This is a genomic window from Pseudomonas sp. R2-60-08W (assembly GCF_003852335.1).
In the GTDB taxonomy this organism is placed as follows: domain Bacteria; phylum Pseudomonadota; class Gammaproteobacteria; order Pseudomonadales; family Pseudomonadaceae; genus Aquipseudomonas.
In genome coordinates this window covers 5,694,756-5,708,868 of sequence record NZ_CP027731.1, presented here as the reverse complement: position 1 = coordinate 5,708,868, position 14,113 = coordinate 5,694,756, and the positions used below count along the sequence as shown (strand labels likewise).

Genomic DNA, 14,113 nt, shown 5'->3' with positions numbered 1-14,113 from the left:
AGCCCCCATGTCCTGGAACAATCGCGTGGTCTGGTCGGAAGGCATGTTCATCGGAACGCAGCACTTCCAGCAGCATGACCGTTACCTGGAAAACCTGATCGACGCCCGCAGTCGTCCCCTGTCCGCTGGCGCCTGGGGGTTTTCCGAGTTGCTGATCGACCAGGGCCTGCTCGCCCAGGGCAAGCTGGCCATTGTGTCGGCGCGTGGCCTGTTGCCGGACGGCACGCCATTCAATATTCCCCAGGACGACCTGGCGCCGAGCCCGCTGAATATCGACGATAACCTGCGCGACGGCCTGGTGTACCTGGCCCTGCCGCTCAAACGCGCCGGCGCGCGCGACACGGTGGATGCCGGCGAGGCCCTCGAAGCTGCGCGCTACGTGAGCCAGGTGCGTGAAGTGCGCGACGACAACGCACCCTTCGAAAACCGCGCGCCGGTGGCCGTGGGCTCGCGGGCGTTGCGTTTGCTGACCGCCCAGGACGGCATCAGCGACTACGCCGCCATTGGCCTGGTGCGCATCAAGGAAAAGCGCGCCGACCGCGCACTGGTGCTCGATGACAGCTACATTCCGCCGGTGCTGGACGTGGCCGCGAGCAAACCGCTGAGCGCATTTCGCAGTGAGTTGCTCGGCCTGTTGCACCAACGTGGCGAAGCCCTGGCCGGTCGTGTGGTGGCCTCGGGTGCCGGTGGCGCTTCGGAAATCGCCGACTTCATGCTGCTGCAACTGGTCAACCGCGCCCAGCCGCTGATCCAGCACTTCAGCCAGTTGAGCCCGCTGCACCCGGAACGCCTCTTCAGCGAGCTGGTCAGCCTTGCCGGTGAGTTTTCGACGTTTTCCACCTCCAGCCGGCGCCCCCAGGAATACCCGCACTACCAGCACGACGACCTGGCCCTGAGCTTCGCCCCGGTGATGGCGGCCCTGCGCGAAGCGCTGTCGATGCTGATCGACAGCAAGGCCACGCCGATCCCGATTGTGGAGAAGGCCTACGGCATCCACGTGGCGATGCTGGCCGACAAGACCCTGCTCGACAACGCCAGCTTCATCCTCGTGGTGCGTGCCGACGTGCCCGGCGAAACCCTGCGTGCGCGCTTCGGCCAGCAGAGCAAGGTCGGCTCGGTGGAGCACATCCGCGACCTGGTCAACCTGCAGTTGCCGGGCATTGGCCTGCTGCCGTTGCCGGTGGCGCCACGCCAGTTGCCGTATCACGCGGGCAGCACCTATTACGAGCTGGACCGGGGCAGCGAGCACTGGCAGCAGTTGAGCAATTCCGGCGGTTTCGCCTTCCACATCGCCGGGCAGTTCCCGGGCTTGAACCTGGCCTTCTGGGCGATCCGAGGATAAACCGCGATGCATCCCAATGATGATGACCGCACTCAGTTCATGCCGCGCCCAGGCGGCCGTGCGCCGGAACCTGCGCGTGCGGAGCCGGCGCCCTTGTCGATGCCGGCCGCGCCGATGCTCACCGGCAAAAGCCAGGGCCTGAACCCGCTGGAAAGCGCCGCCGGCCCGCTGCTGGCCTTGCTGACGCGGTTGCGCAACACCATCGCGCACCCGGCGCCAGCCAGCCTGCGCGCGCAGTTGTTGGCCTATCTGCGCCAATTCGAAGAGCGTGCCGAAGCCGCCGGTGTGGCGCGCAACGAAGTGCTGCTGGCCCGTTACGCGCTGTGCACCGCCCTCGATGAAGCCGTGTTGAGCACGCCCTGGGGCAGCACCAGCGATTGGGGCAAACAGAGCTTGCTGATCACCGTGCACAACGAAGCCTGGGGTGGCGAAAAGGTCTTCCAGTTACTCGACCACTGCCTGCAAAGCCCACGGGAACGCCTGTACCTGCTGGAGCTGTTGTACCTGTGCATGTGCCTGGGGTTCGAAGGCCGCTACCGCGTGATGACCGACGGGCGCAGCCAGTTGGAAGCCTTGCGCGAGCGCACCGCCGCCGCGATTCGCACTGCGCGGGGCGAGCACGAGCGTGAGCTGTCGCCGCACTGGCGCGGCGTGACCGTGGCCCGTGATCGCCTGGCGCAATTCATGCCGCCGTGGATTGCCGTGGCGATCGGCCTGGCGCTGCTGCTGGCGTTGCTGTTTGGCCTGCGCATGCTGCTGGCGTCGCAGGCTGAACCTGTGTTCAAGAATATCCATGCCCTGGGCGAGATCCCGGTGCAGGCCATCGACCGTCCGGTGGCGCAGCCAAAAGTGATCGAACGGCCGCGTCTGGCCGGGTTTCTGGCCGAAGACATCAAGGCCGGCCGCGTGGCCGTGGAAGACAAGGTTGATCGGTCGGTGGTGACAATTCGTGGCGATGAACTGTTTGCGTCCGCCAGCTCCAGCATCGTCGATGACTACCAGCCACTGATGCTGCGCATCGCCGACGCGGTCCGCAAGGTCAAGGGCCAGGTGCGGGTGACCGGCCACAGCGACAATCGTCCGATTGCCACGCTGCGCTTCCCGTCGAACTGGGCGCTGTCCGAAGCGCGGGCCAAGTCGGTACTGGAAATCCTTGCGGCCAAGACTGGCCAGGCCGAGCGCTTCAGCGCCGAAGGCCGCAGCGACACCGAGCCGTTGGCGACCAACAGTACGGCCGAAGGCCGTGCCCGCAATCGTCGGGTTGAAATCACCGTATTGGCGGAGGGCGTCGAGTGAAGGCGTTGTTCAGTTTCATGATTCGCTGGGTGATCCCCGTGCTGGGTTTGATCGCCCTGGGCTTGATCATCTGGTTCGTCGGGCCGTTGCTCGATGTGCTGGTGCCGGAAGGGCGCCGCTGGGCGCTGATCATCCTGGTGTTTGCGCTGTGGATCGCCTATCGCGTGCTGCGCATCATCCAGGCGCGCCGTCAGGCCGCCGAAGTCATGCGCAGCCTGGCCGCAGAAACCCCGGTCGACCCCAACAGCGTCGCCACTGCCGAAGAGCTCAGCACCCTGCGCCAGCGCATGGACGAGGCCTTGGCGCTGCTCAAGAAAGCCAAGCTGGGTGGCGACGAACGCCGCAATCTCTATGAGCTGCCGTGGTACGTGATCATCGGTCCACCGGGTTCGGGCAAGACCACCGCGCTGGTCAATTCCGGGCTGCACTTCCCGTTGGCTGCGCAGTTGGGCGCCGGTGCGGTGCGCGGCGTCGGCGGCACGCGCAACTGCGACTGGTGGTTTACCGACCAGGCCGTTTTGCTCGACACCGCCGGGCGCTACACCACCCAGGACAGCAACTCCACGGTCGATAAGGCCGCCTGGCTGGGCTTTCTTGACCTGTTGAAAAAGCAGCGTTCACGCCGCCCCATCGACGGCGCGTTCATTGCCATCAGCCTCTCGGATCTGCTGCTCGGGACCGACGCCGAACGCGCCGCCCACGCAGCCGCGATTCGCTTGCGTATCCAGGAGCTGTACACCCAGCTGGGGGTGCGCTTCCCGATCTACCTGATGCTGACCAAGCTCGACCTGGTACCGGGCTTCATGGAGTTCTTCGACAACCTGAGCAAGGAAGACCGCGCCCAGGTGTGGGGCATGACCTTTGCCCTGGACGACGGCAAACACAGCGACAGCCCGCTGGCCCATCTGCAGAGCGAATTCGCCGGCCTGGAGCAACGCCTCAACGAGCGCCTGGTGGAACGCCTGCAACAAGAGCGCGACCCGGCGCGCCGCGACCTGATCTATGGCTTCCCGCAACAGTTCGGTGCGCTGAAAGACTGCCTGCAAAGCTTCCTCGAAGGGGTGTTCAAACCCAACGCCTTCGAAGAGCGCGTGCTGTTGCGCGGCGTGTACTTCACCAGCGGCACCCAGGAAGGCAGCCCGATTGACCGCCTGATCGGCGCCATGGCCCAGAGCATGAACCTGGACCGTCAGCACCTGGCGCGCCAGAGCGGCACCGGGCGCAGTTACTTCATCGAAAAGCTGTTCACCGCCGTGGCGTTCGCCGAGCGTGGCCTGGTAGGGGTGAACCCGAAAGTCGAGCGCCGCCGCAAGTGGATCGCCCGGGGTGTGCTGGCCGCCACCGTGGCCACCGTGGTGGTGGTCAGCGGCCTGTGGTGGGTAAGTTATCGCGCCAACCAGGCGTATATCGCCCAGGTCGATCAGAAGGTCGCGCCCCTGGGCCAGGCCGTGCAGAACCTCAGCCCGGCGCAGCGTGAAGTCTTGGCGGTGCTGCCGCTGCTCAACGCGGTGAAGAACCTGGCAGGCGATTCGCCGAGCTGGTCCGAAGGGCTGGGGCTGTACCAGGGCGACATGCTCGAAGCCGAGTCCGCGAGCGTCTATCGCAAGTTGTTGATTGCGGTGTTCGCGCCGCGCCTGGTCACGCGCATCGAAGAACAATTGCATGGCGGCGGCAACTCGGACTTTCTCTACGAAGGCCTCAAGGCCTACTTGATGCTGGCCGACAGCGAGCATTACGACCCGGACTTCATCAAGGCCTGGATCGCCCTCGACTGGGACCGCAACCTGCCACGCGACTTGCCGGCCGATCAGCGCCAGGCGTTGACCGGGCATTTGCAGGCACTGTTTGACCGCCACCCACCGAATGCGCGCCTTGACCCACGCCTGATCGATGACCTGCGCCGTCAACTGCAACAACTGCCGGTGGCCCAGCGCGTCTACGACCGGGTCAAGCGTCAGAAACTGCCCGACGGCATCCCGGACTTTCGCCTCAACGAAGCCGCCGGCCGCGATGCTGCGCTGGTGTTCAGCCGCAAGAGCGGCAAGCCATTGGGCGAACCGCTGAGCGGGTTTTTCACCGCCAAGGGCTATCGCCAGGGCTTTTTGCTGAGCAGCCTGAACCAGACCGGTACCCTGGCTGAAGAACAATGGGTGCTCGGCCAGGCACAGGCCGATCAACAGAACGTAGTGAGCCTGGCCGCCGATGTGCGCCGCTTGTACTTCCAGGATTACCAGCGCCAATGGGATGCGTTGCTGGCGGACATCGACTTTGTGCCGATCACCAGCGTGGCCCAGGCGGCCGATGTGCTGCGCGTGATCTCCGGGCCGACCTCGCCGCTGAAAAAGCTGCTGGTGGCGGTGGCAAGGGAGACCGACCTGCAAGCCGAAGAGCGCCAATTGGCCGCCAAGGGCGTGCCGGTGGAGGGCGGCGTCGACAAGCTCAAGGAGCGCCTGGGCAGCCTGCTCGGCCAGGAGCAAGCGAGCGCCAATGCGCCTGCCGCTGCGGATGATCCGGTCACCGCGCACTTTGCCGAACTCAACAGCATCGTCAGCAAAAACGAGGGCGAGCCGGCGGCGATCGACGGCCTGCTGTCGGACATGAACGCGCTGTATGTGCAGGTCAGCGCCATGGTCGGCGCCAGTGGCGATGCCTTGCTGGGCGAGGCCAAGAACCAGGCGGCAGCGGCGGCCACGCGGGTCAGCCTGAACGCCGAGCGCCAGCCTGCGCTGGTGCAGGGCATGGTCAAGTCGGTGGTCAATTCCACCACCAACAGCATGATGGGCGGCGTGCGCAACCAGCTGAACGCGGCCTGGGTCAGCGAAGTGGTCAACGTGTATCGCCAGTCCCTGGCCGGGCGCTATCCGATGTCGCCGGGCAGTGCGCGGGACGCGACCCTGGATGACTTCGGCCAGTTCTTCGGCGTCGGCGGGGTGATGGATAACTACTTCCGCAAGTACCTGCAGCCCTACGTCGACACCTCGGCCCAGACCTGGCGCTGGCAGCCGGGCGCGGCGCAGAAACTCGGCATCGCGCCGGGCGTGCTGCAAACCTTCCAGCGCGCGGCGACGATTCGGGACGCGTTCTTCAGGTCCGGCGGCACGCAACCCATCGTGCGCTTCGAACTCAAGCCGGTGTCGATGGACCCGACCATCACCCAGTTCCTGCTTGATCTCGACGGCCAGCAACTGAGCTACGACCACGGCCCGAGCCGGCCGGTGGCGATGCAATGGCCGAACCCCGGCAGCAGTGGCGTGGTGCGTATCTCGATCATGCCTCCATCGGCCAGCGGGCGCTCCGGCGTGACCCTCGACGGCCCCTGGGCCTGGTTCCGCCTGCTGGAACAATCGGACCTGACCGCCGGCAACTCGCCGGACCGCTTCAACCTGCGCCTGCGGGTCGACGGCGCAAGCATTGCCTACGAGCTGCGCGCCAATAGCGCCTTCAACCCGTTCAAGAGCCGTGTGCTCAGCGGCTTCAGCCTGCCGGAGCGGCTATGACCACGCTGGGTTTCTACGGCAAGTTGGCCAGCCGCGGTGATTTCGTCAGCCGCGCCTTGCCCCAGAGTTTTATCGGCCCGTGGGACAGCTGGCTGGCGGCGGGCTTGCTCGCCAGCCAGAACAGCCTGGGCGCTGATTGGCTCAACGCTTATCTGGTCAGCCCGCTGTGGCGCTTCGTACTCGCGCCAGGCGTGTGCGGGCCGGACGCGGCGGCGGGTGTGGTGATGCCGAGTATCGATCGGGTCGGGCGTTATTTTCCGCTGGCGGTGGTGGCGGTGCTCGACCACGACACCAACCCCGCCGCCTTGGTGGGCGGGCCGGATGTCTGGTTCGAACAGACCGAAGAGCTGCTGCTCAGCACTCTGGACGCGGGCGCGACGTTCGAAGGGTTCAACGATGGCCTCGACCGCCTGGGCGTACCGGCGACCGAACCGCGTGCGCTCGACAGCCGTTTCGCCGGCCTGCAACGGGTGGCCGCCAGCGTGCCTCACGGGCGCATGGCGGCGCTCGCCGAACAGGCCTGCGAAGGGGCCAGCCTCTGGTGGGGCCGGGGTTCGCAGCGTATTTCCCCCGGTTTATTACGGTGTCAGGGCTTGCCTGCCGCCCGCGATTTTGCGCAGTTTTTGCTCGGACAAGAAGGTGTGGTGTAGATGGGGGCGACGTATCAATCGGCGAGCAAAAGCCATGTGGGCATGGTGCGCCAGGTCAATGAAGACGCATGCCTGGACCTGCCGCAAAACCGCCTGTGGGTGGTGGCCGATGGCATGGGCGGCCACGCGGCGGGGGATTATGTCAGCAGCCTGATTGTCGACAGCCTGCGCAATGTGCCGGTGGGGCGCTCCCTTGAGGAATACGCGGCCGCCTTGCGCAACGACCTGATCCGCATCAATGCGGCGGTCCGTGAAGAAACCGCCAATCGGGGCGTGACCATGATGGGTAGCACCGTCGTGGTGCTGGCGGCGCGCGGCTTGCGCGGGGTGTGCCTGTGGGCCGGCGACAGCCGCCTATACCGCCTGCGCGACGGCGAGTTGGAAAGCATCTCCCGCGACCACAGCTACGTGCAGGACCTGCAAGACAGCGGCCTGCTCAGCGAAGCCGATGCCCGTGTGCACCCGCGCGCCAATATCGTGACCCGTGCGGTGGGCGTGGAAGCGCAACTGGACGTGGCGGCGGTCGATCTGCTGATCGCCCCCGGCGACAGTTTCCTGCTGTGCAGCGACGGCCTGACTAAGACCGTCGAGGACCACGAAATCCGTGAGGTCCTCGGCCACGACGCGCCGGATGAAATCGTGCGCAGCTTGGTGCACCTGGGGCTCAATCGCGGTGCACCGGACAACATCACCACCATCGTCGTGAAGGTCTCGCCATGAGCATCGTCATCCCCGGCTATGACATCGAGGGCGAGATCGGCGAAGGCGCCATGGCCAACGTGTACCTGGCGACCCAGCGCTCGCTGGAGCGCAAGGTGGCGTTGAAGGTAATGGCGGCGGCGCTGGCGGCTGACCCGAGCTTCTGCGAGCGCTTCCTGCGCGAAGGCAAGACCCTGGCGCGCTTGTCGCACCCGCACACAGTGACCATCCATGACATCGGCAATGTCGATGAGCTGTACTACATGGCCATGGAGTACCTGCCCAACGGCACGCTCAAGGAGCGCATCGCCGCCGGGCTGACCCCGGAGCAGGGCGTGACGCTGATCCGCCAGATTGCCTCGGCGCTGGGTTATGCCCATGCCCAGGGCCTGGTGCACCGCGACGTGAAGCCGGCGAACATTCTGTTCCGCGCCGATGGTACGGCGGTGTTGTCGGACTTCGGCATCGCCAAGTCCCTGGACGACCGCACCCAATTCACCCAGGCCGGCTTTGCCGTGGGCACGCCCAGCTACATGAGCCCGGAACAGGCGCGCGGCCAGGAGATCGACGGGCGCGCCGACCTGTATGCGCTGGGCGTGGTGCTCTACGAGATTCTGGTCGGCGAGCTGCCTTACCGTGGAACCGATGCGCTTTCCACGGCGCTCGCACACCTGACTGAGCCGTTACCGGAATTGCCGGTGCACCACGGCCGTTACCAGGAGGTGCTGCGCAAGTTGTTGGCCAAGGACCCGGCGGAGCGTTTCGCGGATGCCGATGCATTACTGCGGGCCCTGGACAACCTGCCGGCGGAGTCGCCGGAGGCCACCATGGTGCGTCCGCTGCCGATTCCACTAAGTTTTGACCTGGCGGGCATTACGCCTGTCACCGTCGACATACCCACCGACAAACCACAGCCGCAGCCGATAGTGCGCCAACCGGTCGTGACGCCAACGCAGCACAATGCCCCGTCCGAACAGCGCCGTGGGCCGGTGTTGGCATTGGCCGCCGTGGCGGTTGCGGTGGCACTGGCCATTGGTGGTGCCAGCTATTGGTGGTTGAGCAGTAGCGATGAGCCTGCCCAACCACCGGCTGCCGTAGTTCCCAAGGTGACGCCGCCCGCAGCCGTCGCTGAAGTGGATGGTGGTCAACGACCGTTGCTGATGGCAGGTAAGAAAACCCTGTTCCAACGCGTGCTCAGCAAGCCCGGCGCCAAACTGTCTGCCGATGCGGGCAGTGCACCGGGCAAAGTCTTGCCGGCGTTTTCCGTGCTGTATGTGTACCAGCGCAAAGAAGTCGACGGCAGCCCTTGGGTGCGTGTCGGCGCGGCCACCGATGGGCGCAGTGACGGGTGGTTGCCGGCCGCGCAGGTCAGTGATTGGAAGCAAAGCCTGGTGCTCAAATTCACCGAGCGCTCAGGCCGTGCCCCGGTGATGTTCCTGCGCCAGTCCGCTGAGGTGGAAAAACTGCTGGCCGATCCGGCTGCGGCGAAAGCTGTGTTGGCCAAGGCGCAGAACAACCGCGAAGACAATCAACAAGTGCTGGCCCTGGAACCCACTGCCAGCGCGGTACCGCAGAACCAGTTCTACTTGTTGCCGATCTTCGATGCCAAAGAGAGCTTCGACGACAACGGTCAGCCCGTGCAGTTGCTCAATGTCGCGTCCATCGACCCTGGCAGCAGCGCGGTCGCCAAGCCGGCGACGCCCGTGACCAGCGCCAATGCCGACGCCTTCCGCACGGCGGTGGTGCTGGTGGTCGATACCACCGTGTCGATGCAGCCGTATATCGATCAAGTGCGCGACGTAGTACACGAGCTGCAAACCCGTATTGCCGAGCGCGGCGAGCTGGACAGCGTCAGCTTCGGGCTGGTGGGCTTTCGCAACAGCATCAAGAAAACCCCCGGCCTGGAATACGTGGCCAAGACCCTGATCACCCTCGACCAGGGCCGCGATCCGCAACGCTTTCTCGACATGGCGCGGCAGGTCAAGGCCTCGACGGTGTCCAGCCATTCGTTCAACGAAGACGCGTTTGCCGGGGTGATGCAGGCGGTGGACGGCATGGATTGGTCCGGCTACGGCGGGCGCATCATCCTGCTGGTCTCCGATGCCGGTGCGTTGCGCAAGAACGACCCGTTCGCCGCCACCCAGATGAATGAAGCCGAAGTGCGCCAGGCGGCGTTGGGCAAGCAGATCAAAATCTACGCGCTGCATCTGCGCACTGACGCCGGCAAGAAAACCCATGCCGGCGCCGAAAGCCAGTACCGCATCCTGACCGCCGACGCCAACCCACGGATCGGCGACCTGTACACGTCGGTGCCCGGTGGTGACGTGCACAAGCTCGGTGAGCGCGTCGACGAGATTGGCACGGTGTTCGCCAACCTCGTGCATCAGGTGCGCAGTAACACGCCGCAGCCGGTGCCGCTGCTCAGTGCCACGCCGAGCCTGGCGGATAAATCCGCCGCGGTCGGTTATGCGATGCACATGGATTTCCTTGGTCGCAAAACCGCGAGCCAGGCGCCCCAGCTGGTCAGCGCCTGGACTGCCGACCGCGACCTGACCAACCCGGCGCTGCCGGCGTTCCAGGTGTGCGTGATGCTGACCAAGCTGCAATTGAACGACCTGCAGCAGTCGCTGAAACTGATCGTCGATGCGGCGCGCAAAACCCAAAGCTCACCCAAGGACTTCTTCCAGGAAATCGCCAGCGCCTCGGCCTATATGAGCCGCGACCCGCAGGCCCTGCGCAAAGGCGGCAATCTGGCCGACGGCGGCCTGCTGGGCGAATATCTGGAGGGCCTGCCGTATCGCAGCAAGTCGCTGAACATGACCCAGGACCTGTGGTTGTCGTTGAGCGTGGCCGAACAGGAAGACTTTATCGACGAGCTGGATTCGAAAATCCGCCTCTACGAGACCTTCCACAATGACCTGGCCAATTGGGTGCGTTTCGGCGATGCCGAACCGGGCGATGCGTTGTACCGCGTGCCGTTGTCGACGTTGCCGTGATGCTGAGCCTGAACGCGGTGCACAAGAGCCGGGGCGTCGGCAGCCAGCGCTATAGCCTGGTGATTCCGGCGCTGCAGCTGCGCGCAGGTGAACAACTGGCGATTGTCGGGCCCAGCGGCTGCGGCAAGAGCACCTTGCTGGATATGTTGGCGCTGGTGTTGGCGCCGGATCGGATCGGCCAGTTTGAGTTCAACCAGTTCGACATCGGCGGGCTTTGGCGCGCAGACAGCCAAACCGCCTTGGCCCAGTTGCGCAGCCGGCATTTGGGCTATGTGCTGCAGACCGGCGGGCTGCTCGGGTTTCTCGATGTGCGCGGCAATATCGCCTTGTCCCGCCAGTTGCTGGGGTTAAAGGACGACGGCAGCGTGGCGCGCCTGGCCGAGCAGCTGGAAATCAGTGACCAGTTGGACAAGCGTCCGGCCGCCTTGTCGGTAGGCCAGCGCCAGCGTGTGAGCTGTGCCCGCGCCTTGGCCCATGCGCCGCAACTGGTGCTGGCCGATGAGCCGACGGCGTCCCTCGACCCGCTCAATGCCGAGCGCGTGATGCAGGCGCTGCTGGCCCAGGCCCGTGAACACCGCGCCGCCTGTGTGATTGCCACCCATGATGAACCCTTGGCCCGCGCCAGTGGCTTGCAAGTGCGCCGCATCGGCTGTCGTCGCGATGCGGACGGCGGCGTCACGGCGACACTTGGGGAGGCGTGCTGATGCGCATCGCCCTGGTCTCGTCGCTCGCTTGGCAGGACTATCGCAACGATGCGTGGCTGTCGGCCTGTTCGGTGCTGGCGCTGGTGGCGGTCATCGCGCCATTGCTGGTGTTATTTGGCCTGAAGTTTGGACTGGTTAGCAGTTTGACCCAACGCTTGGAGACCGACCCCGCCACCCGTGAAATTATTCCGTTGGGCGGCGGTCGATTCAGCAGCGCCCTCGTCCAGCAGCTTGCCCAGCGTAGTGATGTGGCGTTTGCCATCGCGCGTACGCGGCAGATTGCGGCGACCGCGCAGGTGGGCACCGTGGTAGTGGAGATGCTGCCGACCGCTGCGGGCGATCCGTTGTTGGCTGGCTTGCCGATGCCGAAGGGCCTGGACCAGATCGTGCTCAGCCATACCGCCGCCGAAAAGCTCGCGGCGCGGCCCGGCGACTGGCTGGAGCCCCGCTTTGCGCGGCAACTGGCGGGGCGCGTCGAGGCGCAGCGCACGCGGGTGCAGGTGCTGGCAGTATTGCCGTTGGAAGCCTTCGCCCGTGACGGGTTGTTTGCTGACCTGGCGTTGCTGGAGGCGGTGGAAGATTATCGCGATGGCCGCGCTGTGCTGGCGTTGCAATGGGAAGGTGAGGCGGCCGGTGTGGGCGAGCAGCGGGTGTACCCGGCGTTTCGCTTGTATGCGCGCACGCTCAGCGATGTGGAACGGCTGCGGCTGTATTTCGCCGGGCAGAACGTGCTGGTGTCGACCCAGGCGCAAACCATCGCCCAGGTGCAGTCGTTGAGTCGCAACCTGTCGCTCGTATTCTGGATCATCTGCGGGTTGGCGTTGGCCGGTGCGTTTGCGGCGACCTTCGCCGGGGCGTTGGCGGCGGTGGCGCGTAAGCGTCGGGAGTTGTCGGTGTTGCGCCTGCTGGGCTTTTCCACCGCTGCGCTGTTGCTGTTCGTCGTGATGCAGGCGCTGTACAGCGCAAGTTTTGCCGCCGTGCTCAGTGCCGGGCTGTATAGCCTGGCCGAGGCGGGTTTGAATCGATTATTCGTGCAGGTGCCGGGCGAATACGCCAGCCATCTGTTGGCGCGTCACTACGGCTTGGCCCTGGCGGCTGTGCTCGGCGTCAGCGCCGTGGCGGCGGCATGTGGCGGTTGGCGAGTGGCGCGTATCCAGGCTTCTGAAGGAATCAGAGATGTTTAAGTTACTGGGCGCCTGTGTGGCGCTGAGCCTGGCCTCGCTGGCCTGGGCCGATGAGGCAAGCGACAAGCTCGACAACCCCAAGCCGTTGCCGAACGACGTGAGCCTGCCGCTGCCATGCGAAGGCAATATGGTGTTCCGCTACGCCTATGTGCTGGCCCAGGGCACCCTGGACGACCGTGAGGTGAGCCTCGGCTATCCCTTTGCCGAAGGCGAGGCGGGCTACCAGCAATCGTTTATCTCCGGTTACCGGCGCGACTTCATCAATGGCCAGTTCACCCTCAAGGACCTGCCCAAGGACTGGAACACCGTCATCGCGCCGCTGATGCCGAAGACCGACGCCAAGACCCCGCTCAAGCCCATGCTGTACTTCATCGGCAAGTACGAAGTGACCGCCCGCCAGTACGCCCAGGTAATGTCCCAGGCGCAGTCGCTGGCCAGCGGCGAGCCGGCGCCGGCCTGTGATGCGCCTGAGGGTATGGCCGGGCGCTTGCCCAAAGTGAAACTGTCGCGCTTTGAAGCCGAGCGTTTCTCGGCGGTGTACAGCGCCTGGCTGATGAAATACCACCGCGAGTTACTGCCGGTGAGTGGGCGCGGTGCCTCGGCCGAAGACGGCGGCCTGGGCTTTGTGCGCTTGCCCACCGAAGTGGAATGGGAATTCGCCGCGCGCGGTGGCCAGGCAGTGAGTCGTCAGGACTTGGAAGGCCGCCTGTTTCCGCGCCGCGTCGAGGGCAGTGAAAACGACGGTCCACTGAGCGATTACGCGGTGTTCAACCAGGTCGCCGGCGGCACCGGCCAGGCGGCACGGCTGATGCCTATCGGCACCAAGCTGCCCAACCCGATCGGGATGTTCGATGTGATCGGCAACGCTGCGGAAATGGTCCAGGAATCCTTCCAACTGGTGCACGCCGGGCGCCGCCAGGGCACCTATGGCGGCTTCGTGGTCAAGGGCGGCAATTACCTGGAAGGCGAAGGCACCTTGTTCACTGGCATGCGCCGCGAGTACCCGCTGTTTGCCGCCGATGGCACCGAGCAAAGCAACGAGACCACCGGGTTTCGCGTGGCGATTGGCGCGCTGTCGGCGCCGCGCTCGCGCTACAAGGAGCTGTTTGCGCAGTGGCAGAAAGAAGGCCGCCTGGCGTCGCTGACCGACGCCATCGACGACGCCCAGGACCCGACCAAGCGCCTGGACAGCATCATCGCCGCCAGCGTCGACCCCAAGCTGCAGGCCGAACTGGGGCTGGTCAACGAAGAGCTCAAGCGCAACGTTTCGCTGATCGCCCAGCAGCGCGAGGAGGCGGCAGGCAACCTGATTCAGTCCGCCGCGTTGGTGGCCGAGACCATCAGCAACTACAACATCCGCCTGGCCAACCTGCAGAAGAGCCGCCAGCAAGCCGTGGATAATAAAGACCAGGCCAGCGCGCAGCTGTTCGACATGGCCATCGCCAATGGGCGCAGCGCGCTGGACGGCGCCGTGGCGATCTACATCGACAACCTGGCTACCGGCACGCGCTACACCGATGCGGTGATCCAGACCCAGTTTCAACGAATCAAGGAAGAGTTGGATCGCAAGCCGGTGCTCGGCAAGAGCCTGGTGACGCGCGCGACACTGTTCGTTCGCCATGTCGGCAACTACCGCAAGCAACAGCGGGCCGACCCGGCGACGATCTTGAAGGAATTGCTCGCAGCGAGCGGTCAGCGGTCTTGATCGTTGGCTGTCTAGCGAGCTTGGAAGGGACTCAGGCGGC

9 protein-coding genes are annotated in these 14,113 nt (G+C 65.3%); all 9 read left to right on the top strand.

The window, feature by feature from the left end; all coding sequences use genetic code 11:
- The first annotated feature begins 7 nt into the window (after positions 1-7).
- The 9 genes from tssK to C4J90_RS26185 are packed head-to-tail and all read left to right on the top strand — an operon-like array spanning position 8 to position 14,073.
- Complete coding sequence (gene tssK, locus C4J90_RS26225; RefSeq protein ID WP_124364998.1) at positions 8-1,342, top strand: type VI secretion system baseplate subunit TssK; 1,335 nt, start codon at positions 8-10, stop codon at positions 1,340-1,342.
- A gap of 6 nt (positions 1,343-1,348) precedes the next feature.
- A complete protein-coding gene (locus tag C4J90_RS26220) occupies positions 1,349-2,638 on the top strand; it encodes a DotU family type VI secretion system protein (protein ID WP_124364997.1) in 1,290 nt (429 codons plus the stop codon).
- Positions 2,635-6,135, top strand: a complete 3,501-nt coding sequence (gene tssM, locus C4J90_RS26215) for a type VI secretion system membrane subunit TssM (RefSeq protein WP_124421125.1) — start codon at positions 2,635-2,637, stop codon at positions 6,133-6,135. The genes C4J90_RS26220 and tssM overlap by 4 nt, the downstream gene beginning before the upstream one ends.
- Positions 6,132-6,785, top strand: a complete 654-nt coding sequence (gene tagF / locus C4J90_RS26210; protein ID WP_124415922.1) for a type VI secretion system-associated protein TagF — start codon at positions 6,132-6,134, stop codon at positions 6,783-6,785. Before tssM ends, tagF begins: the two co-directional genes overlap by 4 nt.
- A complete protein-coding gene (locus C4J90_RS26205; protein ID WP_124364994.1) occupies positions 6,786-7,505 on the top strand; it encodes a PP2C family serine/threonine-protein phosphatase in 720 nt (239 codons plus the stop codon). It abuts the gene before it with no gap.
- Positions 7,502-10,480, top strand: coding sequence for a serine/threonine-protein kinase (locus C4J90_RS26200; protein ID WP_124421124.1), 2,979 nt, complete (start codon positions 7,502-7,504; stop codon positions 10,478-10,480). The genes C4J90_RS26205 and C4J90_RS26200 overlap by 4 nt, the downstream gene beginning before the upstream one ends.
- Complete coding sequence (locus C4J90_RS26195) at positions 10,480-11,184, top strand: ABC transporter ATP-binding protein (protein ID WP_124411088.1); 705 nt, start codon at positions 10,480-10,482, stop codon at positions 11,182-11,184. Before C4J90_RS26200 ends, C4J90_RS26195 begins: the two co-directional genes overlap by 1 nt.
- The gene (locus C4J90_RS26190) at positions 11,184-12,368 is read left to right on the top strand and encodes an ABC transporter permease (protein WP_124421123.1); all 1,185 of its coding nucleotides are present in this window, start codon (positions 11,184-11,186) and stop codon (positions 12,366-12,368) included. The genes C4J90_RS26195 and C4J90_RS26190 overlap by 1 nt, the downstream gene beginning before the upstream one ends.
- On the top strand, positions 12,361-14,073 hold the full coding sequence (locus C4J90_RS26185) for an SUMF1/EgtB/PvdO family nonheme iron enzyme (protein WP_124421122.1): 1,713 nt from the start codon (positions 12,361-12,363) through the stop codon (positions 14,071-14,073). The genes C4J90_RS26190 and C4J90_RS26185 overlap by 8 nt, the downstream gene beginning before the upstream one ends.
- The last annotated feature ends 40 nt before the right edge of the window (positions 14,074-14,113 follow it).

Coding starts and splice junctions, on each gene's coding strand:
- tssK (WP_124364998.1), top strand. CDS start 8: ATGTCCTGGAACAATCGCGTGGTCTGGTCGGAAGGCATGTTCATCGGA.
- C4J90_RS26220 (WP_124364997.1), top strand. CDS start 1,349: ATGCATCCCAATGATGATGACCGCACTCAGTTCATGCCGCGCCCAGGC.
- tagF (WP_124415922.1), top strand. CDS start 6,132: ATGACCACGCTGGGTTTCTACGGCAAGTTGGCCAGCCGCGGTGATTTC.
- C4J90_RS26205 (WP_124364994.1), top strand. CDS start 6,786: ATGGGGGCGACGTATCAATCGGCGAGCAAAAGCCATGTGGGCATGGTG.
- C4J90_RS26200 (WP_124421124.1), top strand. CDS start 7,502: ATGAGCATCGTCATCCCCGGCTATGACATCGAGGGCGAGATCGGCGAA.
- C4J90_RS26195 (WP_124411088.1), top strand. CDS start 10,480: ATGCTGAGCCTGAACGCGGTGCACAAGAGCCGGGGCGTCGGCAGCCAG.
- C4J90_RS26190 (WP_124421123.1), top strand. CDS start 11,184: ATGCGCATCGCCCTGGTCTCGTCGCTCGCTTGGCAGGACTATCGCAAC.
- C4J90_RS26185 (WP_124421122.1), top strand. CDS start 12,361: ATGTTTAAGTTACTGGGCGCCTGTGTGGCGCTGAGCCTGGCCTCGCTG.